Here is a 23100-nt window from a genome sequence, read left to right as displayed (position 1 = left end):
ACCGGCTCGACGTGCTGAGATCGCGGCAACGCGGCACGATAGGCGGGTGTCGGCCCCCCTCCATCGCGTCCCGGCAGATGCGCTCCAGCGCATCGACGCCCTGCTGTCGCGCGTCGACGCCGACCTAGCGGCGCGGTTTCCGGGGGAGGGCGCTGCCATCCAGCCGATCCATACCGTCTATGTCAGCGCGGCCGATGCGACTCCCGATACTCCTGCGCAGTGGGGCCGGGCCGCGCTCGAACTGCTGGACCGGCACGCGGAGGTCTTCGCCGAACTCTGCGACCAGACCACGGTGACGCTGGTGCGCGATCAGCTCGCCGAAGCGCCGATTGCCGATTTGCGGCTGGATTTCGAGGACGGCTACGGCCACCGCGGAGACGACGTGGAGGATCGTGACGCGGCACGGGCTGCGGTGACCCTCCCCGCACTCGGGTTGCGCCACAGCGGGATTCGCATCAAGGGGCTGACCACCGCAGAGCGCCGTCGGGCCCTGCGCACCCTCGAGTTGGTGCTCGACGCCGGCGTCGTCGACGGTTTCGTCTTCACTGTGCCGAAACTGCGTGCGGCCGAACAGGTCACCGCCGCAGTCTGGCTGTGCGAAGCATTGGAGACCGCCCACGGTCTGGCGGAGCACACGCTGCGCTTCGAGCTGCAGATCGAGAGCCCGCAGGCGGTACTCGGCCCCGACGGGACCGCGACGCTCGCCCGCGCCATCCAACTGGCCGAGCACCGGTGCAGCGGATTACATTACGGCACATACGATTACAGCGCCGCCTGCGGGATCGCACCGCAACATCAGGCGCTCGACCACCCGGTGGCCGACCACGCCAAAGCGGTGATGCAGACCGCCGCCGCGCAAACCGGGGTCTGGGTCGCCGACGGCTCGACACAGGTGGCCCCGACCGGCACCGAAGAGCAAGTGGTGCAGGCGATCCGGCGCCACCATGGGCTCGTCACCCGGTCCCTCGAGCGCGGTTTCTACCAGGGTTGGGACATGCACCCCGGTCACCTGGTGACCCGGTGGCTGGCCACCTTCACCTTCTTCCGGGCCGCCATGGCCGCCGCGGCGCCACGGCTGCAGGCCTACCTGAACCGCACCGGCGGCCCGATCGTCGACGAGCCCGCGACCGCCGAAGCGTTGGCGGCGGTAGTGCTGCGCGGGCTGGACTGCGGCGCATTCGGCGCCGACGACGTCCTCGCGGTCGCGCCCGGCGCCACCGTGGAAGTGCTCCGAAACCTCAAGAACCGAAAGCTGTCATGACTGAATCACTGCCGGACTTCACCTGGCTGCCCGATCTCGCGCTACGCAGCCTCGGCGGGGCGGTGATCTGGGCGAACGACGAACTGTTCGCCGAGAAGGAAAATCTCGTCTCCCCCGGGCCCTCGGTATATCGGCCGGCGTCGTTCGGGCACAAAGGGCAGGTCTACGACGGGTGGGAGACCCGGCGGCGCCGCGACGCCGGCCACGACACGGCAATCGTGCGGCTCGGCGTGCCGGGTGTCATCCGTGGTGTGGTCGTGGACACCGCGTGGTTCAAGGGCAACTATCCGCCGGCCGTCTCCGTCGATGCCATCGAGGTCGACGGGTACCCGACAGCCGACCAGCTGGCCGTCGACCCCGGCTGGGTTCCGCTCATCGAGCGTTCGCGCGTGTACGGGGACACGCGCAACAACTTCGAGGTCGCCTCGGAACAGCGCTGGACGCATGTGCGGCTCAACATCTATCCCGACGGCGGGGTGGCGCGACTACGGGTGCACGGCGAAGGCCGCCCGGACAAGCGGTTCCTCGGTGTCGGCCCCGTGGACCTGGCGGCACTGGAGAACGGCGGTCTGGTGCTCGACGCCTCGAATCGCTTCTACAGCTCGCCCCAGAATCTGATCTTCCCCGGGCAAGCACAGGTGATGGGCGATGGCTGGGAAACGGCCCGCCGTCGCGACGACGCCAACGACTGGGTACGCATCCGGTTGGCCGGACCGGGCCGGGTGCGGCTCGCCGAGATCGACACGTCCTACTTCATCGGGAACAGCCCCGGGGCCGCAGCGCTGACCGGACTGCGCGCCGACGGGCAGTGGATCGATCTGCTGCCCCGCACCGACCTGCTGCCTGATACCCGGCACCGTTTCCTCATCGACGCTGGCGACGTGGTGTCCGAGGCACGCCTGGACATCTATCCGGATGGCGGGCTGGCCCGATTGCGGCTGTTCGGGGAACTCGCGTGAGCTACCCACGTGACCTGGTGGGCTATGGCCGCACCCCGCCGGACCCACAGTGGCCCGGCGGTGCAGCCATTGCCGTGCCGTTCGCGGTCACTTGGTCAGGATGGCGTGGGCGGCGTTGTAGCCCGGGATGAAGTTGACGGCCGGGCCGCCGTGGCAGCCGGCGCCGCCCAGGTAGATCCCCTCGACCGGCAGCTCCTGGTCGAGGTAGCCGCGCGGACCGGGGCGGTTGGGCCCCATCTGTTCGGGGTGGATCAGGCCATGGCAGTAGTCGCCGCCGGGGGCGCCGAACATCCGGTCCATGTGCCGCGGCGTGAACGTCGTGTGCCGCAGGATCAGCTTCTCGAAGTTGGGTGCCACGCGGGTGATCTTGTCGATAACCCGTTGTCCCATCTCGCGTTTCATCGATCCGTAGTCGCCACCACCCTCGATGGGGAACCACAGCGCGAACGCCGACGACGCATGCTTGCCGGGCGGCGCCAACTCGGGATCGAGGACCGACGGGATCTGCCAGGCGATGGACGGATCGGCCGGCACGATCCCCCGCCGGCTGGCCTCCCACTGCTGCTGCAGTTCTTCGGGAGTACTGAAAAGGCCGATGGTGCCCTGTAATTCGGGGTTGTTCAGGATTTCGTAGGGCTCGGTGAATTCCGGGGCGCCGTCGAGCGCGAAGTGCATCTGCAGGTAGCTGCCGCGGTGGTCGACGCGCGCGTAGCGGGCCCGCACGTCGTCGGGGACGGCTCCGCCGAGCAGCCGGTCCACGGTCACCGACGGCGCGATCGACGAAACCACCACTGGTGCAGTGATTTCGGTGCCATCGTCGAGCCGGACGCCCGTGACCCGGCCGTCGGCGACGGTGACGGCCGCGACCGCGCTGCGCAGCCGGACCTCGCCGCCGCGCGCGACGAACGTGTCCTCGAGGTGACGCGCCAGCGCCCCGATACCGCCCTTGAGTTTGCGCATCAGTGACGCGCCGTCGGTGGGCACCGCAAGCCCGAAGGCCAGCGCGGCGGCGCTGCCGGGCGTGGCCGGGCCCCGGTAGGTGGTGTTGCACGCCAGTACCGACAGCATGCCGCGGATCGCACCGTGCTTGTCCTTGTCCGGCAGGTAGCGGTCGAGGACGTCGGTCACCGAGCCGAAGAGCATGTCGGTGATGGCCGACCGTTCGAATTCGTTTGTGGCGCAGGCGTACATCTCGTCGTAAGTCTTGGGCGGCAGCCCCGCGTCGAATCGGCCGAGCGCCCGGGCGGGCGCCATGCTCCAGGCCATCAGGCCGGCCATGCCGTTGACGGCCTCGGCGCCGTGCAGCTCGTTCATGTGGGTCAGGAGCTTCATGGGGTCCGAGTAGAAGAGGAACGGCTCGTCGCCGATCCCCCGCATGTTGACCGACATGACTTCCTGCTCGACGCTCGGCACCTCGTCGAGGCCCAGCTCCTGACTCACCTTGAGCGACGTCGGGAACTGTTCGGACCCGGCGATCTCGAACTTGAAGCCGTCGAACAGCTCGACCGTCGAGGCCATGCCACCGGAGTACAGCTTGGATTCCAGACAGAGCGTGCGCAGGCCGGCTTTTTGGAGCATCACGGCCGAAGCCAGCCCGTTGTGCCCTGCTCCCACCACGATCGCGTCGAATTGCGCCATTTCCGCAGAGTCGCACTCGTACATAGTTTTGTCAATAGTGACAAAACTTGGCGAAGAAGTCAGACCGGACCGGCCGCCAGTTGATCCAACGCCTGGTGACACATGCGCGCCAGATCGGCCAATGACCGATCGGCGCCGAGCATCCATACCTCCATCGCGCCGAAGACGGCGGCGGCAATGGTCCGCGAGGTCACCGCGATACGCAGCCGGTCATGCGATCCACCACGCCTCGCCAGGTGCTCGGCGATGGCGTCGGCGAAGTCGGCCTCGACCTGCCGGATGTGGCTGACGATCCGGTCGGCGTCGAGTTCCTGTTCGCGCAGCGAGGCGATCTTGGTGACGGCACCAAAGTCGTACGGGAAGGCAAAGATCGCGGCCTGTACAGCCGCCAGCACCGGCTCATCTGCCGGCCGGCCGGCCAGTGCGGTCCGAAACCAGTGCAGGCCGGCGTCGTAGTCGGCGAACAGCAGCTCGTGCTTGGAGGTGAAATGCCGGTAGAACGTGCGCAGCGAGACACCCGCATCCGCGGCGATCTCCTCGGCCGTGGTGCCCTCGACGCCTTGCGCCAGAAAACGGACCAACGCGGCCTGTTGCAACGCCTCGCGCGTGCGCTCACTACGTACGGTCTGCGGCGGCCGGGGCATCCCAGTACGGTACCGCAGAATGTTTTGTCATGATTGACAAAACATTCCGGGGCGAGCAGACTCCGCTGACATGGTCTCGCTCATCGTCCACGCCCTCCTCGGACTGATCACCATCGCGTTCATCGTCAAGCTCAATCCCGCCGTCTTCCGCAAGCCTGCCGACGGGCCCGCGTTCTCGGCACTCGAGTCGGCCTACTACGTGATCGGCATCGCCTCGATCGCGCTGGGCTACTACTTCAACACCAAGTTCGTCATGGATTACCAACCGCCCGACGGCAATCCGATCACCGGGCCCGGCAGCTGGTCGGACTACATCCGCCTGATGTTCGTCAACCCGGCGGCGTCGTCGGCCGGCCAGGACTACACCATCATCAACGTCATCCTGCTGCCGCTCTTCACCATCGCCGACGGCCTCCGGCGCGGCATCCGGCACCCCTGGCTGTTCTTCGTCAGCAGTCTGTTCACCAGTTGCGCATTCGCGCTCGCGTTCTACTTCGCCGTCATCGCGCGGCAGCAGCGGCACGAGCGCACCGTCGACCACGTCAGGAGTTCTGCGACAATCCAGGGGTGACGCCACCGGGGATGGCCGCGCGCCTGCGGCCCTACGCCTCCACGATCTTCGCCGAGATGTCGGCACTGGCCGCGCGGGTCGGCGCCGTGAACCTCGGCCAGGGATTTCCCGACGAAGACGGCCCGGCGCAGATGCTCGCGGTGGCGCAACAGGCCATCGCGGATGGCGTCAACCAGTACCCGCCCGGCCCCGGCATCCCCCAGCTGCGCCAGGCCATCGCCGCCCAGCGCGACCGGCACTACGGCATCAAATACGACCCGGACACCGAGGTGCTGGTCACCGTCGGCGGCACCGAGGCCATCGCCGCAGCGGTGTTGGGATTAGTTGAGCCCGGCACCCCGTCATCTCCAAGCGAAGTGCTGATCATCGCGCCGTTCTACGACTCCTACTCCCCGGTGATCGCCATGGCCGGCTGCCGGCGGGTCGTCGTCCCCCTCGCACCGGACCACCACGGCCCATCGGTGGCCCGCCACCACGGCTTCGCCATCGACGTCGACCGGCTCCGCGCCGCGATCACGCCGGCCACGCGCGCACTGATCCTCAACTCACCGCACAACCCGACCGGCATGGTCGCCAGCCATGAGGAGCTGACGGCCATCGCCGCCCTCGCCGTCGAGCACGACCTGCTGGTGATCACCGACGAGGTCTACGAGCAGCTGACGTTCGACGGTCATCAGCACCGGCCGCTCGCCGGTTATCCCGGTATGGCCGAGCGCACCGTCACCATCTCCAGCGCCGCGAAGATGTTCAACTGCACCGGCTGGAAGATCGGCTGGGCCTGTGGGCCCGCCGAACTCATCGCCGGGGTGCGCGCCGCCAAGCAGTACCTGACCTATGTCGGCGGCGCGCCCTTCCAGCCGGCTGTCGCGCACGCACTCGACCACGAGGACGCCTGGGTCGCGGCCCTGCGAAAGTCCTACCGCGGCAAGCGGGACCGGTTGGCCGGCGCTCTCACCGACATCGGCTTCGACGTCCACGACAGCTTCGGCACCTACTTCCTGTGCGCCGACCCCCGGCCCCTCGGTTACGACGACAGCACCGCGTTCTGCGCGCAGCTGCCGGAGCGGGTCGGCGTCGCGGCGATCCCGATGTCAGCTTTCCTGGATCCGGCCTCCCCGGATTCCGCGGGCTGGAATCACCTGGTGCGCTTCGCCTTCTGCAAGCGCGACGACACCCTCGACGAGGCGATCAGCCGCCTGCGCACCCTGTGATTTGTGCACGAAAATCCGCGCTCACCGCGGAAAATCGTGCACAAATCACTCGCAGGTAAGGAGCCCGGTATCGGTGGGCAGGGTCGCGATCGCGGCGTCGACGCTGTCGTTGTGTCGCTGCGCCACCGCGCTGAGCCGCCCGGTATCCCGGGCCAGGAACGCCTCGAGCATCTCCTCGTGATCGCCGTTGAGCTTGGCCCGGTCGTCCGGCGTCACGTGCATCATCGCCTGCACGGGTTCGATCATGTTCCAGGACATCTCGAGAATGTGCAGCAGTCGATGCATGCCCGACGGCCGCACCAGGGCCATATGGAAGTTGCGGCTCTCGCGCTGGAACGCCGCGCCGTCGGAGTCCCGAATCGCTTGCGCCATGCGCTCATTGGCCTCGACCGCAACAGCCCGCTCGCGGTCGGTGGCCGATTCCGCGGCAATCGCGAGCGCCGCGCCCTCCAGCGCCGCGCGCACCACGTACATCTCGTGCAGTTCCTGTTTCGTCATCCGGGCGACGGCGTACCCGCCGTTGGGCCGGTGGGTCACCAGGCCCTCGCCGATGAGCGTCTTGAGCGCCTCCCGGACCGGAATGTGGCTCACGCCGAACAGCTCGGCGACCTCGGTCAGCGGCACCGGGGTCCCGGGCGGCGCGTCACCGCGCAGGATCACCCGGCGCAGCTCCGTCACCACGGTCTGCTGCGGCCCGCCGTTCCGCGCAACCACCAGCTTCTCCAGCAGCGGAGAAGGTGGGCGGTCGGTCATCCGAGCTCCCCGTCTAGCCGTAGAGACGAGTCACCCGGGCCCGCAGCCGGTCGACTGCAGCATCGAGCACCAGTTTGCGGGCTCGGCGCAACAAGAACTCGGGAATGGGGGCGACGAGGTCCACGATGATGTCGAACCGCACCCGCGTCCGGTCGCCCTCACGGGTCAATTTGTACTCGGCATGCTGCCCACGTTGTTGGAAGGTGTCGGCCGCGTCCCACACCATCCAGTCATCACCCCAGTGGTACTCCAGGAGCTCCTTGTCGGTGATACCCATGATCTTGACGGTCGCCTTGACGTGGTGGGGACGACCGTCGGGATACCGATCTACTACCTGTAATTCCCGGTGCAAGCTGCGCCATTGCGACGCCTCGTCCATATCGGCCAGCGCATCCATGATGGCTTCGGGCGAGGCGTCGATCATCAGCTCTCGGGACGCCATAACTGCCATAAGGGCAAATTTAGTCCTCTCCACCGGCCTCGGGTAGAGAATGCGCCAGCTAACTTCTCAAACCGTTACCAACCGACGTCGCCGATCGGCGTGGTCTGCTGCGGCGGGGCGCCGACCGGGCCCGATGGGGTGCGGGAGAAGCGCGGCGCCGGGGCGGCCTGATCGACACCGTCGACGGTGACGATGGTCGACCTGGCCCGGAGGTGATCGCCGGCGGCGGCCTCGGTCCAGTTCAGCACGGGAGTGACGCAGGCATCGGTCCCGGCGAACGCCTCGGTCCACTCGGCACGGGTTCGGCTCGCGAACCGGGCAGCAAAGATGTCACGCATCTCGTCGTAACGCGCGAGGTCGAACTGGTTGGGCACCTCGGCGGGATCGAGACCGAGGCCCACAAGTAGCTGAGCGAAGAACTGCGGCTCGATGGAGCCGACCGCCATGTAGCCGCCGTCGGACGTCTCGTAGACGCGGTAGTACGGGGCGCCGCCATCCAGGAGGAACGATTCGCGCTGGTCCTTCATCACGCCGGTGGACTTCATGGTCCACATCATCTGGGCGAGCATGCTGACGCCGTCGACCATCGCCGCGTCGACGACCTGACCGCGGCCGGACTGTTCGCGTTCGTACAGCGCCGTCACGATGCCGATCAGCGTCAGCATCGAGCCGCCGCCGAAATCGGCGACCAGGTTCAGGGGTGCCACCGGCGGCCGGTCGCGGTAGCCGATGGCCGAGAGCGCGCCGGTCTGGGACAGGTAGTTGATGTCGTGGCCCGCGGTCTGCGCCAGCGGCCCGTCCTGTCCCCAGCCGGTGATCCGGGCGAAGATCAGCCGCGGGTTGACGGCTTCGCATTCGGCCGGCCCGATACCGAGGCGCTCGCAGGTGCCGGGACGGAAACAGTCAAGCAGCACATCGGCTTTCGCGGCCAGCGCGAGCAACGCGGCCGGGTCGGACTTGACGTCCAGGTCGACGATCCGCTTGCCGCGGTGCAGCAGGTCGACGTTCTCGGCAGGCATCGTCAGGCCGCCCGGACGACGGACCCGCACCACGTCGGCGCCGAGGTCGGCCAGCATCATGGCGGTGTGCGGCCCGGGGCCGATCCCGCCGAGTTCGATTACCTTGACTCCGGCCAGTGGCCCCGCATTCGTCATCCCGCGACGTTAGCCCATGGGTCGGTGAGCCTGAATCCCGGTGCGCGTCAGGCCTTCCTGTTCTTGGCCATGAACTTCTTCAGCCCCTCGGTGGCGGTCTCGGCGCCGCCGCTGACGCTGCGCTTCAACAGGAATCCGGGGATCGGCACCACCGGGTCGACGGTGATCTCGAACTTCACCTTGGTTCTGTTGCCGGCCGGGGTCAGCGTGTAGCGCGCTTCCTGCTTCTTGAGTGACGACGATCTGATCAGCACCCAGCTGCCCGTCAGGTCGGTCCAGGTGTACTCGAGAATCTGGTCGTCGGCCATGCCGGCGGCCTTGATGGTCATCTTGGCCTGCTTCGGCCGGCCGTTGTCGTAGGTGTCCAGGACTTCGGCCTTGGTGTACTGCGGCGACCACACGGGTGTCTGCGCAAGGTCTGCGATGACATCCATGATCTCTTCGGGGGTTGCCTCGATGGTCACTTCATGCGACGCGCTGACTGCCATGGCGCGACCATAGACCACGGGGCCGGGCGCCGTAGTCGGGATGGTGCAACAAGCGGGACGCTGCGCCTAGCGGATTCCCGCCTGGATCTTCGTGGCAATGTCAGCGGCCGCCGTCACCGGTGCCTTCGGAGTGCACGCCTCGACGTCGATGATCAGGTTGGCGACCAATTGCAGAACGTGTTGGCACCAACGGGTTTCGGGTCCGGTGCCACGCGTGATGGGCATCGCCAGTTTGGTGTCGGTGCGCTCGAGATCGCCCGAAAGCCACTTGGGCAGCGGCTTGTCGTTGAGCCTGATGTTGACGTGGTGGTTGGTGCACTTGGCCCACCGCTCGGCCGACAGGTTGAAGAAGTTACGCGCCGCGTCGGATGTCGGGTAGTAGACCACCGACTGCGCGGCCAGGTAGTTCCACTGGTCGCTGTCGGGCGTCTTCAGCGTCTGCTGCCGCATGGCCTTCCAGTCCTGCCCGCTCTTGAGATCCTTGCCGTCCTTCGAGTAGACGACGGACTCGTCGATCTGCCAGACACCGAGGCAGTTCAGGTTCGGCAACAGGTTGCGGTGGTCATCCATCCCGTCCTTCGGCGGCTGTCCCACCAGACCGGTCGTGCCCATCGTCTTGTTCAGCTCGTCCGGGGTCAGCAACAGGTCGTTGATGCTCGACTCGGCAACGGCCGTCGGGGTGGCAGGTGTCGGCGTGCCGGTCTTGCCGCCGCAAGCCGCCAGGGCCAGGCACAGCAGGGCGACGCCGAAGGCGTGTCGCTTCACGGGTTCCTTATATACCGGTGCGCGCTCAGGCGTGGGTACCGGCCGCAGCGCACTCACGCTGGACGGTTTCGGCGTTGGTGTTGACCTCGGTGGCTGTGTTGTCGAGGCTGCCGCCGGTCATCCCGATGCCCATCTTCACGAACAACTTGGCGGCGCCGACCGACCAGGACCGCATGGGGCTGGCGATCTCCGGCGACAGGCCCGGGGTGTTGGAGGCGTCCATGGCGGCCTTGGCCGACGCCTGCAGGCTGGAGCGGCCCGCCGCGTTGCTCTGGCCGATGTACGGGTCGTTGTTCTCGAGATCGTCCGCGAAGGCACCATATCCATCCGCAGCGGTGTCGAGCGCGGACGCGAACTGTGAGCAGGCCGCGACCGCGGCCGGGTCGGCGTTCGCAGAGGTGACGCCGGACGCCTGAACCGAGGCACCGGCGTCCACCGGGGCAGGGGCGGGAGCTTCCGGGTCAGCCTCCGCCGAGGGCTGCCCAAATACACCGGCGCCCAAGACAATGGCAGACGCTGCCACGAATCGCACCAAGGTCTGTGAAGACTTCACCGTTTCCTCCAAGTCATTCGCGCCGCGTCCACCGGGAGGCATTTGTGCCCACCTGGCTATGACGGACGCTCGGCGTTCGACCGTCCCACGGTCGGGCGTGCAGATGGCCAGTTGGTTAACGCAAGTCAAACCGGCGATTTCCAATCTCCGTCGGTTGCATTTCGGCATTCGTCGAATGACCTAGATCACACTCACCGAGCAGCGCATTCGGGGCTCAGCGACCACGGCAAATAACTCCACCAATACACGCGTATTCCCAAGTAGCCCACTGGTTGATAACGGAGGGGCAAGTTTTTGCGGTCCGTTAACCGTCCGGCAACCCGCCCATTAGATGCTCCGCAGCGACACAAATTCAGCAACTACGGCACTCACAGAAAACGCCGTAGTACCCAATGACGAGAGGCGCGTTCATCACCATGTCGAACCGTTTTGCCATGTTGGCAGCCCTTTGCGTGGTGCTCCCGGTCGGCGCCGCGCCGCTGGCGATTGCGGATCCTGCCGATGGCCCCGCAATCCAGCCAGTCAATGCACCGCTGCCTCCCGAGGGCGCTGTGCCGTCCGGCCCGGCCGGTGTGCTGGACACCCCCGACGGCTGGCACCTGCAGGTCGTCGGCACCAACGAGACCCAGCTTCCTGTTGCCCCGCTGACCACCGCGATCTCCTCGCGAGAGTACTGGGTCGCGGGCACCTTCACCGGCTCCATCACCGGTGGCGGCAAGACCAAGCTGACCGGCGGCACGCTGGAGGCCGGCGAGCAGATCGGTTGCGGCATCATCTCCGATGAAGCCGAGATCAACCCCGGTGCCTCCTTCACCCCGGGTATCTCCCTGGCGGGCCCGACGTGGCAGGCCGGTATCAGCTTGCAGGGCAAGGTGTACCTCAAGCCCGGCACCGTGACGACCGTGGCGATCGACAAGAAGTCGTTCAAGGGCACCTCGACCCGCGTGAGCATCACCGGTGTGCGCATCAAGACCGACCAGTGCGCCGGCCAGTCCTTCATCCGCTCGTACGCGACGCTGACGAGCTCCACGGACAACACCGACGACATCGTCACCTACCTCGGCGTGACCAAGTCCGTCTAAGTAGCTCGTTGCAGTCCAACTGACCCCCCCACCAAATCTGAAATCATGAAGGGCTTGCCACCACCATGTTGAAACCCTCCGCTGTTTTCGCCGCAGCGTGCATGCTGCTGCCGCCAATCGCTGCACCTGTCGCGATGGCAGACCCCGACGGCCCGCCGGTGGACACCGGCGTCGTCGCCTCGGACGAGCCCGCCACCGTCACCTCGCCTGATGGCTGGGTCCTGACGGTCGCCGCCACCAACGAGTCCCAGTTGCCGGTCGCGCCGCTGACCACCGCCACCTCCTCTCGCGAGTACCTCGTCGGCGGCACGTTCACCGGCACCGTCACCGGCAGCGGCAAGACCAAGCTGACCGGCGGCACGCTGGAAGCCGGCTACCAGATCGGTTGCGGCATCGAGCTCGGCCAGATCCGTCTGATCGGCCAGGTCGGCGCCACCACCGCCAACGCGAACCTCTTCACCGGCGCCATTCCGACCGGTGTCACGTTCCCGCTGTCGGGCACGCTGGAAATCCACCCGAAGCCGGGCACCGTGACCCAGGTTCCGGTCGACAAGAAGTCCTTCAAGTCCGCGCCGGCGCGCGTCACCCTCAAGGACACCCACATCAAGGTCGACGGCTGCGTCGGTCAGTCCTTCATCCGCTCCTACGCGACGCTGACCAGCTCCACCACCGACACTGACGACATCGTGGCCTACTACGGCATCACCAAGTCGGTGTAATGATCAGCAGCAAAAAGATGGGCAAGGCTGCGGCGGCGGGCGTGATTGCCGCCGCGGCGTCCATCGCCTTTGCCGGAGCAGCCTCCGCCGACTGGAATTCGCCGATTCCGACGCCCGGTCACGATGACCAGCAGGACGCGATCGCCGCACAGGCGGCCGCGGCTCTGGGTCCCGCTCCCATGGCGGATGCCCAGATGCCGGTCCTGGGCGCGCCGCTGGGCGCCCAGGGATTGAACGTCCTCGGGCAGCGCCCCGCCAACGCCGACCCGGCGGCGCCCGCTCCCGCGGCCGGCCCGCTGGGTATGCCGCTGGGCACGCCCGGGCTGACCGCGGACACCGTGCTGGGCCAGAACGCGGTGCCGTCCGGGCCGGGCTCGGGCGCCGGCACCCCGCCGAGCCTGAACGCCTTCAACAACAGTTACGGCGTGGGGCAGTGCCTCAAGCCGTCGGCGCCGGGCAAGTGCGAGCAGTTCGGGGTCGACCCGGGCCAGGAACGCGCAGACAGCAGCCCGCACGAGTGGCTCAACCGGTACATCGACATGTACCACGACGGCCGCCTGCGGGGTGGAGCGCTCGGCCAGTACCCGCAGCAGCAGCTGGGCGAGTCGCTGCCCGGCACCGCACCGCCGCCCGGGACCAACATCCCGCCGGGTCTGGGGCAGTACTACGTGCCGCCGGAGCCCGCTCCGGCACCGCTCCCGCCCGGGGCTCCGGTTCCGCCGCCGGCGCCCGCCAACTGAATATGCGATTTGGGCCCGTCAACTCCGGTTGACGGGCCCAACTCGTATTCGTGACCGGCCGGCCTCGACGCCCCGCTAGTCCGGGCCCTCTGACATTCACCCAGGCACGTCATTTCGGCCGCACCGCGCCCAGCGGTGCCGTATACACAAGCTATGACGGTAAGCGCCGGCCTGTGCGGCGTCGGCGGATTGGCGGGGGCCTTCGGCATCTGGGCAGCGCTGACCAGTGGAACCGCCGTCGCCTGGGCCGACAGCGGTGCCGGCCACGATGCGGCCGGCACTCCAAAAGGTTCGACCGCCAGTGCCGCACCGCACGCCGGAAACGACAGCTCGACCAAACGGCCCGACCGGCCGGCGACGCCGGCCGCCAAAGCCGCGGCCACCCATGGTTCGGCAGCCGGCCGCCCGAACCGCCACCTGCCGAATCCCGTTGTCGCGAAACCGAAACCAGCCACCGCGCCGGCAGCTGCTTCGGCGCCGCAGACCGCGGCCGCCAACCATGTCGCCACGCAAACCACCGGCACAAGCCCGGCCGCCGCCGTCGCGGCGGTCCCCTCGATCCTGACCCCGGCGGCACCGACCACCGCGGCGTCCACGCCCAGCAACCCGGCGGCGTGGTTCCAAGCGCTGCTCTACAACCCGCTGCACACCGGAATCGAAGGCTGGATCAACAGTCCACTCGGGCAGGGCGTCGACGGCGTCATCAACAGGCTGGCCGGTACCTACGTGATCGGGAACGGCCGCACCGGCATCGCCACCGCGCCGAACGGCACGGCCGGCGGATGGCTGCTCGGTGACGGCGGAGCCGGTTGGGACAGCACCCAGGACGGGCTCCCCGGAGGCAACGGCGGCAGAGCGGGAATGGTCGGCAACGGAGGGCCGGGTGGACGCGGCGGCGCAGGCGCATCCGGCGGCTCGGGAGGCGCAGGCGGATTCTTGATGGGTGTCGGCGGACGCGGCGGAAACGGCGGGCCGAACCCCGGGGGCACCGGCGGGCCCGGCGGCCGAGGTGGTTCGGGCAAGGGTCTGCTGTTCGGGGCCGGCGGTCGTGGTGGCCAGGGCGGCGACGGGGCCGACGGTGGCCGTGGCGGAAACGGCGGTTCCGGCGCGTTCCTCCTGGGCATCGGCGGCCCCGGCGGCGATGCCGGAAAGAGCGGCGTCGGCGGTATATCCACGACACTGCCGGCACTCGGCGGAGCCGGCGGCAATGCCGGCCTGCTGGGCAATCACGGCGCGGTCGGTAAATCCGGTACCGGCGCCACCCTCATCCAGACCGGCGCGAACAATTCCATGTTGTCCGTCACGCCGACCGGCGTCTGGCTGACCAACAGCGACGGGCAAGTTGTACTGCTGCATGGGTTCAACGAGGTGTACAAGCTCGCGCCGTACGAACCGTCGGCCAGCGGGTTCAGCGAGGACGATGCCGCATTCCTGGCGGCCAACGGCTTCAACGTCGTGCGGCTCGGCGTCATCTGGGCCGGGGTCGAGCCCCAACCCGGGGTGTACAACGCCGCGTACCTCCAGTCGATCCAGCAGACCGTGAACATGCTTGCCGCGCACGGCATCTACACGATCATCGACATGCACCAGGACCTGTACAGCGCCTCGCTCGGCGGTGAGGGCGCCCCGGAGTGGGCCACCAAGACCGGAGGGCTCCCCAACAAGAGCTTCGGCTTCCCCGGCAGCTACTACCTGAACCCTGCCGAGACCGCGGCGTGGGACGGCTTCTGGAACAATTCCAACGCCGCCAACGGAATCGGGCTCGAGGACAACTACGCCAAGGCCTGGGAAACTGTGGCCGCAGCGGTGGCCGGCAACAGCAGCGTCATCGGCTACGACATCATGAACGAGCCGTTCCCGGGCACCTCATGGTTGCCGACGCTGCTGGGCAGCCCGTTCTATGCCTATCAACAGCTGACCCCGATGTACAACCAGGTGGCAGCTGCCATCCGCGCCGTGGATCCGGATACCGCGCTGTTCGTCGAGCCCGCCAATCCCGCGGTTTCCGAAATACCCGCGATCCTCGGCCTACCTATCCAGCTGGGCACGATCGACGACGCGAATGTTGTTCTGGCGTTTCATGATTACTGTGCCGGGTCGGCCACCAGCAGCATCTGCGGATGGCTGGCCAAGCAGCAGGCCGGCACCGCGCACGCGTACGGGAAGGCCCATGACATCCCGGTGTTCATGGACGAGTTCGGCGCCTCCAACCTGCCATCCGATCTGAGAGCCGAGATGAACGCCGCCGACCAGTACCTGATGAGCTGGTCGGAATGGGCCTACTCCGGTATCGGCGACATCACCACCAGCGGCAGCACCGACGGCGAGTCGGTCGTCTACAAACCGGCCCTGCCGCCGACCGGCGACAACGTCAACACCGGCAGCCTGCAGGTGCTGGCCTCGCCGTATCCACAGGCGGTATCCGGAACGCCGCTCAAACTCTCAAATACGAACGGCGCCTTCACCTTCAGCTACTCGACGGCCAAGGCGGACGGCTCGGGCAGTTTCGCCGCCGGTTCGCAGAGCGCCATCGCGGTGCCCACCGTCGCGTACCCGAACGGGTACGCCGTCACCGTCACGGGCGGGCATGTGGTCTCCGCCGCGAACGCGCCGACGCTCGTGATCGCGTCGGACACCGATACGGGCGTCGTCAAGGTCGTGGTGACCGCCGCACCCTGACGCGCGGCCGGCGTAGCGTGACCGTTGTGTCGAGCGAGCCGAACAACCACTATCACCACCTGGCATTCGGCCCGGATGCGCTGAATCGCCAGCAGCGCAACGGCAGCTATCTGGCCTACGGACGGCACACCGAACGCGCCGACGACGGCCCACAGCGCCTGGACGACCGCGAGCTGTTGATGATCCGGCGCGCGGATCAGTTCTGCCTGGCCACCGTCACGCCGAACGGCTGGCCCTACCTCCAATACCGCAGCGGCCCAGCCGGATTCGTCCGGCACCTGCCCGAGACCGACCGACTGCGATTCGTCGACCTGCCCGGCAACAACCAGTTCGTCACCCTCGGCAATCTGGCCGCCGACGACCGGCTGGCGATGTTCTTCGTCGACTACCCGCGACGCACCCGACTCAAGGTCTTCGGCCGCGGGACGGTCATCGAGGACGGGCCACAGCGCGAGATCGAGATCGCCGTCGAGGCCTTCGACTGGAACTGCTCGCGCTCCATCATTCCCCGCTTCGACCGCGAGTACCTGCGCGAACTCGGCGAGGCGTATCAAGCCAAGTTCGACGGGCGAGAGGCCGAGTTGCAGGCCGAGATCGCCGCGCTCACGGCTCGGGTGGCGGAGCTGGAGAGCCGCTGACACCGCAGGGCTGGTCCCGTTTGACTGCGGCAGGCTCGGGTACCCGCCCCTCATGACCGAATCGACCCCGCCCCTCCGCGCGACCGCACTGATCTGCACCCTCAAGCCGGGCCCGTCACCGTCGAGCAGCGAGTTGATCGCCGAACACGTCCTGGCGGTACTGCGCGAACAGAATGTCGCGTGCGAAACAGTCCGGTGCGTCGACTTCAACATCGCACCCGGCGTCGAAGCCGACATGGGCGAAGGCGATCAGTGGCCACAGATCCGGGCCCAGGTCCTCGACTCCGACATCCTGCTGATCAGCACGCCCATCTGGCTGGGCCACCCGTCGTCGATCGCGCAGCGGGTTCTCGAGCGCCTCGACGCGGAGCTCTCCAACAAAGACGATCAGGGCCGGCCGGCCGTGTCACAGAAAGTGGCGATCGTCAGCGTCGTCGGCAACGAGGACGGCGCCCACAAGACCGTCGCCGATATCTTCCAGGGGCTCAACGACATTGGCTTCAACATCCCCGCTCAGGGATGCACCTACTGGAATGGCGCGGCGATGGAGTCGACGGACTACAACGACCTCGACGAGGTGCCCGAAGCCGTCGCGTCGGCCACCGCCGCCGCCGCCCGCAACGCCGCACACCTGGCCCGGGTGCTGCACTCGGCGCCGTATCCGCCGTACAAGTAGTCAGTTCAGGACGCCGACGATCTTCAGGATGAACAGGATCGCGATGGTGAGGAAGACGATGACGTAGAGCGCGATCACCACCGTCGGCGCGATGACCCTGCGTGGGCCGCCGGCCGGCGGGGTCGGATCGGGATTGCTCGTCGCCGATTCCTGCCCGGAATCAGGCGGCGTGTCACCGGGTTCGATGCCGCCGCCAGGTGCCAGGCCCGGTGTCAAAGTCGGATCCGGGTCCGGTGGTGCCTGGTTCGGCTGTCTGTCGGAAGCCATGGCGGGTGATTACCCGACGACTGCAGCACAAAACCGAGTTCGGCTCCTGGACGGAACCTTTCCCAATCGCTACTAGGTAGACTAGTCTACCTAGTATGGAGCCCGGCAAGGCCAGGACAGCCCGCGGCGCGGCCCGCCAGCGGCTGCTGAACGCCGCCGCAGAACGCTTCTACGCTGACGGGATTTCAGCGACGGGCATCGACACCATCACGGCAGAGGCCGGGGTGGCGAAGATGACGCTGTACAACAACTTCGCGTCCAAAGACGAGCTGGTCCTGGCCTATATCGAGGCCCGCCACGAGGAATGGCTGGCCCTCTATCGCGCGCGCCTGGGCGCCGCCCCCACTCCACGTGATGCGGTGCTCGCCGTCTTCGATGCCTACCTCGATCACGCCGAGGCTGCATACACGCACGGCTTCCGAGGCTGCGGGCTGCTCAACGCTGCCGCCGAGCTTCCGGTCGGAACTCCCGGCCGTGAGGCGGTACGGCGCCACAAGGAAGAGGTCGAGGAGATCGTGGCCGGGCATCTGCAGGCCGCCGGGGTCGACGACGTCCCCGGTACCGCCGAGCACCTGGTCTTCTTGCTCGAAGGGGCCATGAGCCGCGCCGGATTGGAAGCATCCTCGGACCGCCTTCTCCATGCCCGCCGGATCGCGGCCGCCGTGCTGGACGCCGCATGACCAAGGGCCGGACCACCGGCATCACGGCGATCGCGGTGACGTCGGTGCTCTGGGGGACAACCGGAACGGCAGCGACCTTCGCTCCCCACGCCGGCCCACTGGCGATCGGCGCGGCGGCACTCGGCATCGGTGGTCTACTGCAGGCCGCCATCGCCCTCCCCGCCCTACGTCGGGCGCGGGCCGGCCTGCGCATCCACCGTGGCGTCGTCGCTGTCGGCGCCGCGGCGGTTGCCGTGTATCCACTCGCGTTCTACAGCGCCATGCATCTGGCGGGCGTCGCGATCGGATCGGTCGTCTCTCTGGCCTCGGCGCCGCTCGCCTCCGGACTGCTCGAGTGGACCGTCGAACGCCGCCCGTTGAGCCGGTGGTGGCTGGCCGCCGCCGCGCTCGGCATCGTGGGCAGCGCCCTGCTGTGCTCGTCCAAAATCGTTGAACCGACGGATGATTCAGGCCACACCGCGATCGGGGTACTGCTCGGGCTGGTGGCCGGCGCGTCGTACGCGACATACTCCTGGACCGCTCAACGGCTGATGCGTCGGGATATCGATCGCGCCGCGGCGATGGGCGCCGTCTTCGGAGCGGGCGGAGCGCTACTCATGCCGATACTCGCCCTCACGGGCGCACCGCTGGTCGCCACGACCGACGCATTCCTGGTCGCCGCGTACATGGCATTGATACCGATGTTTCTCGGGTACCTCTTGTTCGGCTACGGGCTCAGCCACGTGCCCGCCAGCACGGCCACGACGATCACCCTCGCCGAACCGGCCGTCGCGGCCGTTCTGGCGGTGGCCATCGTCGGGGAGCGCCTCGCCCCGACCGGCTGGATCGGATTCGGCGCCATCGCCATGGCGCTCATCGTGCTCGCGGTGGCACCGACGAACCTCCCTGCCGGATCAGCCTCCCGCCAACGCCTCCCGGAACTGATCCGAGACGTAGAACGGGATGAGGCGACGCCGCAGTACCGACTCGAGGTAGCCCCGCTCGTCGAGCAAGGCGATCACCGGAGGGCCGAACCGTAGAGCTTCCTCGATCATGTCCTCACGACCCACGCCGAGATCGAGCAGCAGATCGTAAAGGCTGACATCGCCGTACTTTTCGAAGACGTGGTCGATGCCCTCATCGAGGAGCGTGCGGAAGTAGTCGGTGTCTCGAAAGGTGCGCCAGAACTCGTAGATCGGCACGACCGCGTCCTCGACGTCGTCGGCCGAAATCACTGAAATCGCCGACGACAGCGGGCTGTTGAGGTTGCTGCGCCACAGTTGGTTCAGCGCCTCGGCGAGCACATCGTCGTCGGCATGCGTGTGGGCGAACAAAAAGCGGGCACCGCGGCGCGCGAGGTCCTCGGCCCGCACCTCCAACCGTTCGACCGGGCCCTGCGGCATCCGGGCACCGACTGCGCCGAACACGCGGCCCAGCCGGCCACGGGCCAGCGACCTGCCGCCCTGCGTCACGGATTCGGCGAGCGAGTGCTGCACCAGCGTCACGCAGAATTCGGTGAACGCCTCGCTGCTCAGGATCCGCTCCAGCAGCCGCTGGGTGACGCCCATCTCGACCACCATCGCGCTGAGTTCACTGAATCGCCGCCCATCGATGACGTCGCCGAAACGGGTGTCCGAGGACGCGGTGAGCCGGAACAGCCGGGTGGCAATCTCACTGACCAGTTCCGCGATGCCGCCCTCCACCGGCACCTGCACGGCGTACTTCGCGGCAACGTTCTTGATCATCGTGGGCGTCACCGCGTCGGACAGCGTGATGTCCGACGCCTCCGACAGCGCGTGCTCGATCTCGTCGAGCACCAGGCTGTGGTAGTTCTCGCCCCGTAGTTGCTGCATGGCGAATGCCACCTGCGCATCGAGGAGCCGGGCGGCGACCGGTTCGAGCTGCGGCTCGAGGCTGTCGGCCGGCTCCGGGAAATTGGTCATTGCCAGCACCTTACCCAGCGGGACTCATCGGCCGCGGGTTGTGAGTTCGGGCAGCCCGCCGCTCAGCGGCGCACCGTCGGACTGTGCCCCACGCCGGACTGCGGCACCGACGTGGGCGGACCGTTCTGCCTCATACTCAGGCAAGCACCCAGGCCGCCGCCGACACATGGCACACCGTTCATGGTCGGCACCGGCCCACCTGATCTGTTGCCGGTTGGATCGAAAGCCGCGGCGTCAGCCGCCGCGGACGGCGAAAGGCCAATTGCCAGCGCCCCGCATGCTGCCAGGTACGCGCCCATCCGAAGAAGACCGGCCATCGTCGCCACGCTTTCACCCGTTCACTGGCCAACATAGCCCTGTACCGATTGTTAGAGGTACACGCAAATCTCCGCGGGAACCATGCCTGCAGTCCCCTTATCCTTGGATTTCGGGGGCAGGGGGATGCGATGGACTACCTGGCGGGACAGCTGGTCTTCTTGGCGATTGTCGCGGCGCTGATCGGCGGCGTGATCTGGGCCGTGGTGGTGATGCGCAAGCCACGCCCGCAGCTTGAAGACGAAGACGACGAGTCATGACTCGTTGGTCCGCAGCTGCAGCGATCGTTGTTTCGATTGCCGGAGCTGTCGCGCTGCCGTCTGTCCCCGAGTCCACCGCCGAACCGATGACGGTGTGTCCGCCGAACCAATCGACGTACTGGAACGGGCAGCCGTGCTTCCCGCAGCCCTGCGTGCCCCCGTACGCGCCGGGGATCCCGCCGTGCTTCATGCCGGCGCCACAGATCGGTCCGAACGGCGCGCCGGTATTCGGATGAGCTGCGTTGAGCTTCACGGTAGGCGCTTCTTCACGGCGCGGATCGCTCGCGTCACCGGGGCCGCGTCGTGGTGGGTGTTCGTCGTCGCGCGTCTTATGGCGGAGATGCATTCAGCGGCATTGAACTCCGGCCTGCCACGGCGGTACGCCGACTACGACGCGTCGATCTTCGGGGTCGGGTTGGGACACAACGACTTCGGCTGGACCGCGTACGAACCGCTGACCAACCACCCACCCTCGCCGCTGAACGATGTGTTCTTCATCGAGAACGTCATCGCGAGCGTCGCGGTCGTGGCACTGGCCATCACCGCGATTGCCGCCGTGGTCGAAGCGATATCCGTCGCGAGATGGCCGGCGGGCATTGCCACGATTCTCGCGCCGATTGCCGGCGCGGCCATCATCCTCACTGCGCTCTACTACGGGACCGGATTCGGCGGTGGGCTCAAGTTGAACCTGCTGATGGTGTTCGCGCTGGTGCTTGTCGGCATCGCGATTCGTGAAGTTTGGAGCCGGGTGTGGGCGCCTCGCCCGACTCGGGCCGAATGACGTAGCCGTCGCGGATGTCACGCCGAACCTCACTCAGGTGGGCCACGCAGAACCCACCCGACGACTGGCCAACCAAATGTCCAAGCACAGCGAGACCGAGACCACCACCGTGCCACCCCGACGCGTCACGGGAAGGAATGGGGGTGGCGGACTGGATGGCGTGCGTAACGGAGAACGAGGAGATGCGGAAGCTGATTTTCGAAACGCGTGGATGATACACCGGCCTGCACCGTGCCCCTCCCCACTCCGGGTGAGTGCACGGTGCTCTATGCGCTTCCCCGGAACTGTCGGCACGCGCTCTTAGGCTTCCGCACATGCCCGACGCCGCCGACCCGATCAGCCTCCCAGAGGGGCAACCCAACCATCGCTTCATGCGGTACGTGCGACCTCCCATCAAGGAGGACGACAACCACCCGCCGCTCTACCCACTGCGGCCGGCGACCCGCCCGCTGCGTCTGGGAATCGACGTGGTCGCGATCCCCGAGCCGCCGGACAGGACCTTCTCCACTTTCCTCGACCGCGACGAGCTCGACATCCAGCTGCTGGTGCCGAAGGGCACCGAGGTACCGAAAGCGTGGGTACAGGCCCTCCCTGAGGCAGCCGTCCGGCAGATTGGGTTCACGACTGTGGCAGAGGCGTCTCGCCATCTGGACACGGTGGAGTTCCGAGTGACGACCGAGAGCGAAGAGCAGTGGGGTTGGACAATCGCACACTTCTTTCCCGTGTACCAACAGCTCGATGAGCAACTCGCCACCCCCGGCGAGGAACCCGTCACCCTTGAGCAGCGGAACCGGGCGGCGGCGTACGCGGCTGCCGCCTCATCGGTCGGCATCGACGCGATCGTTACCACGGCGCCGACCGTCGGCCGCTGCGACGTCGCGGACAACGACATCGTCGCAAGCGTCACGCCCGATGACGCGGTAGCCCTGATTGGGCATCACCTGCGGATGACCAGCAACCCCGTCGTTCAGGTGCTTCGCGGCGGGCTCGCCGGCGGCGGGTCATGGGAACAGACAGAGTCCACGGCGACGATCGAGAATTTCTACGACTGGGGCGTCGGAGCGCGGATGCCCTACTTCGACTGCCTGCACCTGATCATCGCGCCCGTGACAGGTGGCCCCGAGGTCGTTGCCGCAGTCAACTCGATGCGCGTCCGCCTCTGTCGCGCCACCCGCGCCCTCGACCAACTTCTCGCCGCCCTGTCGAACCCGATCAGCGGCAACCGGAGCGCCGACATCGTGGAAGCCGCCGCGGAGGCTTTCGACCGGCAGCTGCTCTACCTCGCCGCTGCCTTCGACATCTACGGCCGCCGCTTCCTGCTGATGATCGATCCCACCCGAGATCCGAAGAGATACCGGCTCTCCCTCGACGCCGGCGGTTACGTCACCGAACACTTGGCGCGCGAGTACCCAGCTGATGCACTCGCCGAGGTCGAACGGCTGCACACCTACGCCGGAGTGTGCAAGGTGCTCCGCAACCACATCCACGACGGTATCTTGCCCGTCGACCAGCATCCGGGACGCGGCTACGGCAGTGCGAAGAACATCGCCCTGAACCTCGACGCGATGCCGGAGCTGCTTCCCGGTGCCAACCCGAAGCTGACGCAGGACCACTACGACAGTCTCGGCGTCTGGCGCGCGGACCCCGCGACGGTGTTCGGTGCCCGGCACACTGTCGCCGATTTGGCGACGGCAGCCGTCACACTGTTGAGTGCCGGTACTGGACTGATCGAGGCGTTCACCGAGCTGATCCTGCGAAACAAGCCGATGGCGGCATCGGCCCCGCATGCGATCCTCGGCTGCGTACAGACGCCGCCGGGCGAGGCCGAGCCTCAGCCTGGCGAGCGGGAGCTGTTCTACCGGTCACTGTTCGCATGGCCGCAGGTGTGACTGTTCGCTGAGT

General features: G+C 67.4%; 24 protein-coding genes and 1 pseudogene. 16 read left to right on the top strand and 9 right to left on the bottom strand.

The window, feature by feature from the left end; genetic code table 11:
- The first annotated feature begins 46 nt into the window (after positions 1 to 46).
- The 3 genes and pseudogenes from ACWW1C_RS03155 to ACWW1C_RS03145 all read left to right on the top strand — a co-directional run.
- Positions 47 to 1261 (top strand): DUF6986 family protein, encoded by a 1215-nt coding sequence (locus ACWW1C_RS03155; protein WP_455982083.1) that lies wholly within the window; start codon positions 47 to 49, stop codon positions 1259 to 1261.
- Positions 1258 to 2220: an allantoicase gene (alc, locus tag ACWW1C_RS03150; protein WP_455982082.1), complete on the top strand. Its 963-nt coding sequence runs from the start codon at positions 1258 to 1260 to the stop codon at positions 2218 to 2220. The genes ACWW1C_RS03155 and alc overlap by 4 nt, the downstream gene beginning before the upstream one ends.
- Positions 2217 to 2315 (top strand): annotated as a pseudogene (locus ACWW1C_RS03145) (allantoinase); the annotation flags it as partial. The gene alc and the pseudogene ACWW1C_RS03145, both read left to right, overlap by 4 nt.
- Here ACWW1C_RS03145 and ACWW1C_RS03140 read toward each other — a convergent pair.
- Both ACWW1C_RS03140 and ACWW1C_RS03135 read right to left on the bottom strand, forming a co-directional pair.
- Complete coding sequence (locus ACWW1C_RS03140; RefSeq protein ID WP_455982081.1) at positions 2308 to 3858, bottom strand: phytoene desaturase family protein; 1551 nt, start codon at positions 3856 to 3858, stop codon at positions 2308 to 2310. The pseudogene ACWW1C_RS03145 and the gene ACWW1C_RS03140 sit on opposite strands and share 8 nt — an antisense overlap.
- Positions 3859 to 3917: 59 nt before the next feature.
- Entirely contained in the window at positions 3918 to 4502 is a 585-nt protein-coding gene (locus ACWW1C_RS03135) for a TetR/AcrR family transcriptional regulator (RefSeq protein WP_455982080.1), read from the bottom strand.
- A gap of 70 nt (positions 4503 to 4572) precedes the next feature.
- Here ACWW1C_RS03135 and ACWW1C_RS03130 point away from each other — a divergent pair, with 70 nt between their 5' ends.
- Positions 4573 to 5073 (top strand): DUF2834 domain-containing protein, encoded by a 501-nt coding sequence (locus tag ACWW1C_RS03130; RefSeq protein ID WP_455982079.1) that lies wholly within the window; start codon positions 4573 to 4575, stop codon positions 5071 to 5073.
- A gap of 11 nt (positions 5074 to 5084) precedes the next feature.
- The gene (locus ACWW1C_RS03125; protein ID WP_455984121.1) at positions 5085 to 6284 is read left to right on the top strand and encodes a pyridoxal phosphate-dependent aminotransferase; all 1200 of its coding nucleotides are present in this window, start codon (positions 5085 to 5087) and stop codon (positions 6282 to 6284) included.
- A gap of 45 nt (positions 6285 to 6329) precedes the next feature.
- Here ACWW1C_RS03125 and ACWW1C_RS03120 read toward each other — a convergent pair whose 3' ends face one another.
- The 6 genes from ACWW1C_RS03120 to ACWW1C_RS03095 form a co-directional block, all read right to left on the bottom strand.
- A complete protein-coding gene (locus tag ACWW1C_RS03120) occupies positions 6330 to 7037 on the bottom strand; it encodes a GntR family transcriptional regulator (RefSeq protein ID WP_455982078.1) in 708 nt (235 codons plus the stop codon).
- Positions 7038 to 7050: 13 nt separating this feature from the next.
- Positions 7051 to 7488: an SRPBCC family protein gene (locus tag ACWW1C_RS03115; RefSeq protein WP_455982077.1), complete on the bottom strand. Its 438-nt coding sequence runs from the start codon at positions 7486 to 7488 to the stop codon at positions 7051 to 7053.
- Between the two features lie 65 nt (positions 7489 to 7553).
- Positions 7554 to 8633, bottom strand: a complete 1080-nt coding sequence (locus tag ACWW1C_RS03110; protein ID WP_455982076.1) for a CaiB/BaiF CoA transferase family protein — start codon at positions 8631 to 8633, stop codon at positions 7554 to 7556.
- Positions 8634 to 8680: 47 nt separating this feature from the next.
- Positions 8681 to 9121: an SRPBCC family protein gene (locus ACWW1C_RS03105; RefSeq protein ID WP_455982075.1), complete on the bottom strand. Its 441-nt coding sequence runs from the start codon at positions 9119 to 9121 to the stop codon at positions 8681 to 8683.
- A 66-nt stretch (positions 9122 to 9187) separates the two neighbouring features.
- Complete coding sequence (locus ACWW1C_RS03100) at positions 9188 to 9886, bottom strand: sensor domain-containing protein (RefSeq protein ID WP_455982074.1); 699 nt, start codon at positions 9884 to 9886, stop codon at positions 9188 to 9190.
- A 25-nt stretch (positions 9887 to 9911) separates the two neighbouring features.
- Entirely contained in the window at positions 9912 to 10439 is a 528-nt protein-coding gene (locus ACWW1C_RS03095) for a hypothetical protein (RefSeq protein WP_455982073.1), read from the bottom strand.
- 416 nt (positions 10440 to 10855) lie between these two features.
- Between ACWW1C_RS03095 and ACWW1C_RS03090 the strand changes: the two genes are divergently transcribed.
- From ACWW1C_RS03090 to ACWW1C_RS03065, 6 genes are all read left to right on the top strand, one after another.
- Positions 10856 to 11521, top strand: a complete 666-nt coding sequence (locus ACWW1C_RS03090; protein ID WP_455982072.1) for an MspA family porin — start codon at positions 10856 to 10858, stop codon at positions 11519 to 11521.
- 65 nt (positions 11522 to 11586) lie between these two features.
- Positions 11587 to 12240, top strand: a complete 654-nt coding sequence (locus ACWW1C_RS03085; RefSeq protein ID WP_455982071.1) for an MspA family porin — start codon at positions 11587 to 11589, stop codon at positions 12238 to 12240.
- On the top strand, positions 12240 to 12980 hold the full coding sequence (locus ACWW1C_RS03080; RefSeq protein WP_455982070.1) for a hypothetical protein: 741 nt from the start codon (positions 12240 to 12242) through the stop codon (positions 12978 to 12980). The genes ACWW1C_RS03085 and ACWW1C_RS03080 overlap by 1 nt, the downstream gene beginning before the upstream one ends.
- 153 nt (positions 12981 to 13133) lie before the next feature.
- Positions 13134 to 15659 carry a cellulase family glycosylhydrolase gene (locus tag ACWW1C_RS03075; protein WP_455982069.1) on the top strand — a complete coding sequence of 842 codons (2526 nt, stop codon included), beginning with the start codon at positions 13134 to 13136 and terminating at the stop codon, positions 15657 to 15659.
- Between the two features lie 26 nt (positions 15660 to 15685).
- Positions 15686 to 16297 (top strand): pyridoxamine 5'-phosphate oxidase family protein, encoded by a 612-nt coding sequence (locus ACWW1C_RS03070; RefSeq protein WP_455982068.1) that lies wholly within the window; start codon positions 15686 to 15688, stop codon positions 16295 to 16297.
- Between the two features lie 52 nt (positions 16298 to 16349).
- On the top strand, positions 16350 to 16973 hold the full coding sequence (locus ACWW1C_RS03065) for a flavodoxin family protein (RefSeq protein WP_455982067.1): 624 nt from the start codon (positions 16350 to 16352) through the stop codon (positions 16971 to 16973).
- Here the strand turns inward: ACWW1C_RS03065 and ACWW1C_RS03060 are convergent, their stop codons facing one another.
- Positions 16974 to 17240, bottom strand: coding sequence for a DUF6480 family protein (locus ACWW1C_RS03060; protein WP_455982066.1), 267 nt, complete (start codon positions 17238 to 17240; stop codon positions 16974 to 16976).
- A gap of 95 nt (positions 17241 to 17335) precedes the next feature.
- Here ACWW1C_RS03060 and ACWW1C_RS03055 point away from each other — a divergent pair, with 95 nt between their 5' ends.
- The 5 genes from ACWW1C_RS03055 (at position 17336) to ACWW1C_RS03035 (ending at position 23087) form a co-directional block, all read left to right on the top strand.
- Entirely contained in the window at positions 17336 to 17920 is a 585-nt protein-coding gene (locus ACWW1C_RS03055; RefSeq protein WP_455982065.1) for a TetR/AcrR family transcriptional regulator, read from the top strand.
- Entirely contained in the window at positions 17917 to 18939 is a 1023-nt protein-coding gene (locus tag ACWW1C_RS03050; protein ID WP_455982064.1) for a DMT family transporter, read from the top strand. The genes ACWW1C_RS03055 and ACWW1C_RS03050 overlap by 4 nt, the downstream gene beginning before the upstream one ends.
- A 1349-nt stretch (positions 18940 to 20288) precedes the next feature.
- Complete coding sequence (locus ACWW1C_RS03045) at positions 20289 to 20417, top strand: hypothetical protein (protein ID WP_455982063.1); 129 nt, start codon at positions 20289 to 20291, stop codon at positions 20415 to 20417.
- Between the two features lie 94 nt (positions 20418 to 20511).
- Positions 20512 to 21198 (top strand): hypothetical protein, encoded by a 687-nt coding sequence (locus ACWW1C_RS03040; RefSeq protein ID WP_455982062.1) that lies wholly within the window; start codon positions 20512 to 20514, stop codon positions 21196 to 21198.
- Between the two features lie 314 nt (positions 21199 to 21512).
- Positions 21513 to 23087, top strand: a complete 1575-nt coding sequence (locus tag ACWW1C_RS03035) for a hypothetical protein (protein WP_455982061.1) — start codon at positions 21513 to 21515, stop codon at positions 23085 to 23087.
- Positions 23088 to 23100: the final 13 nt, after the last annotated feature.

The organism is Mycobacterium sp. HM-7, assembly GCF_053852335.1.
Note: the sequence above shows the minus strand (reverse complement) of the source record. Positions and strands in the feature narration are given on the sequence as shown.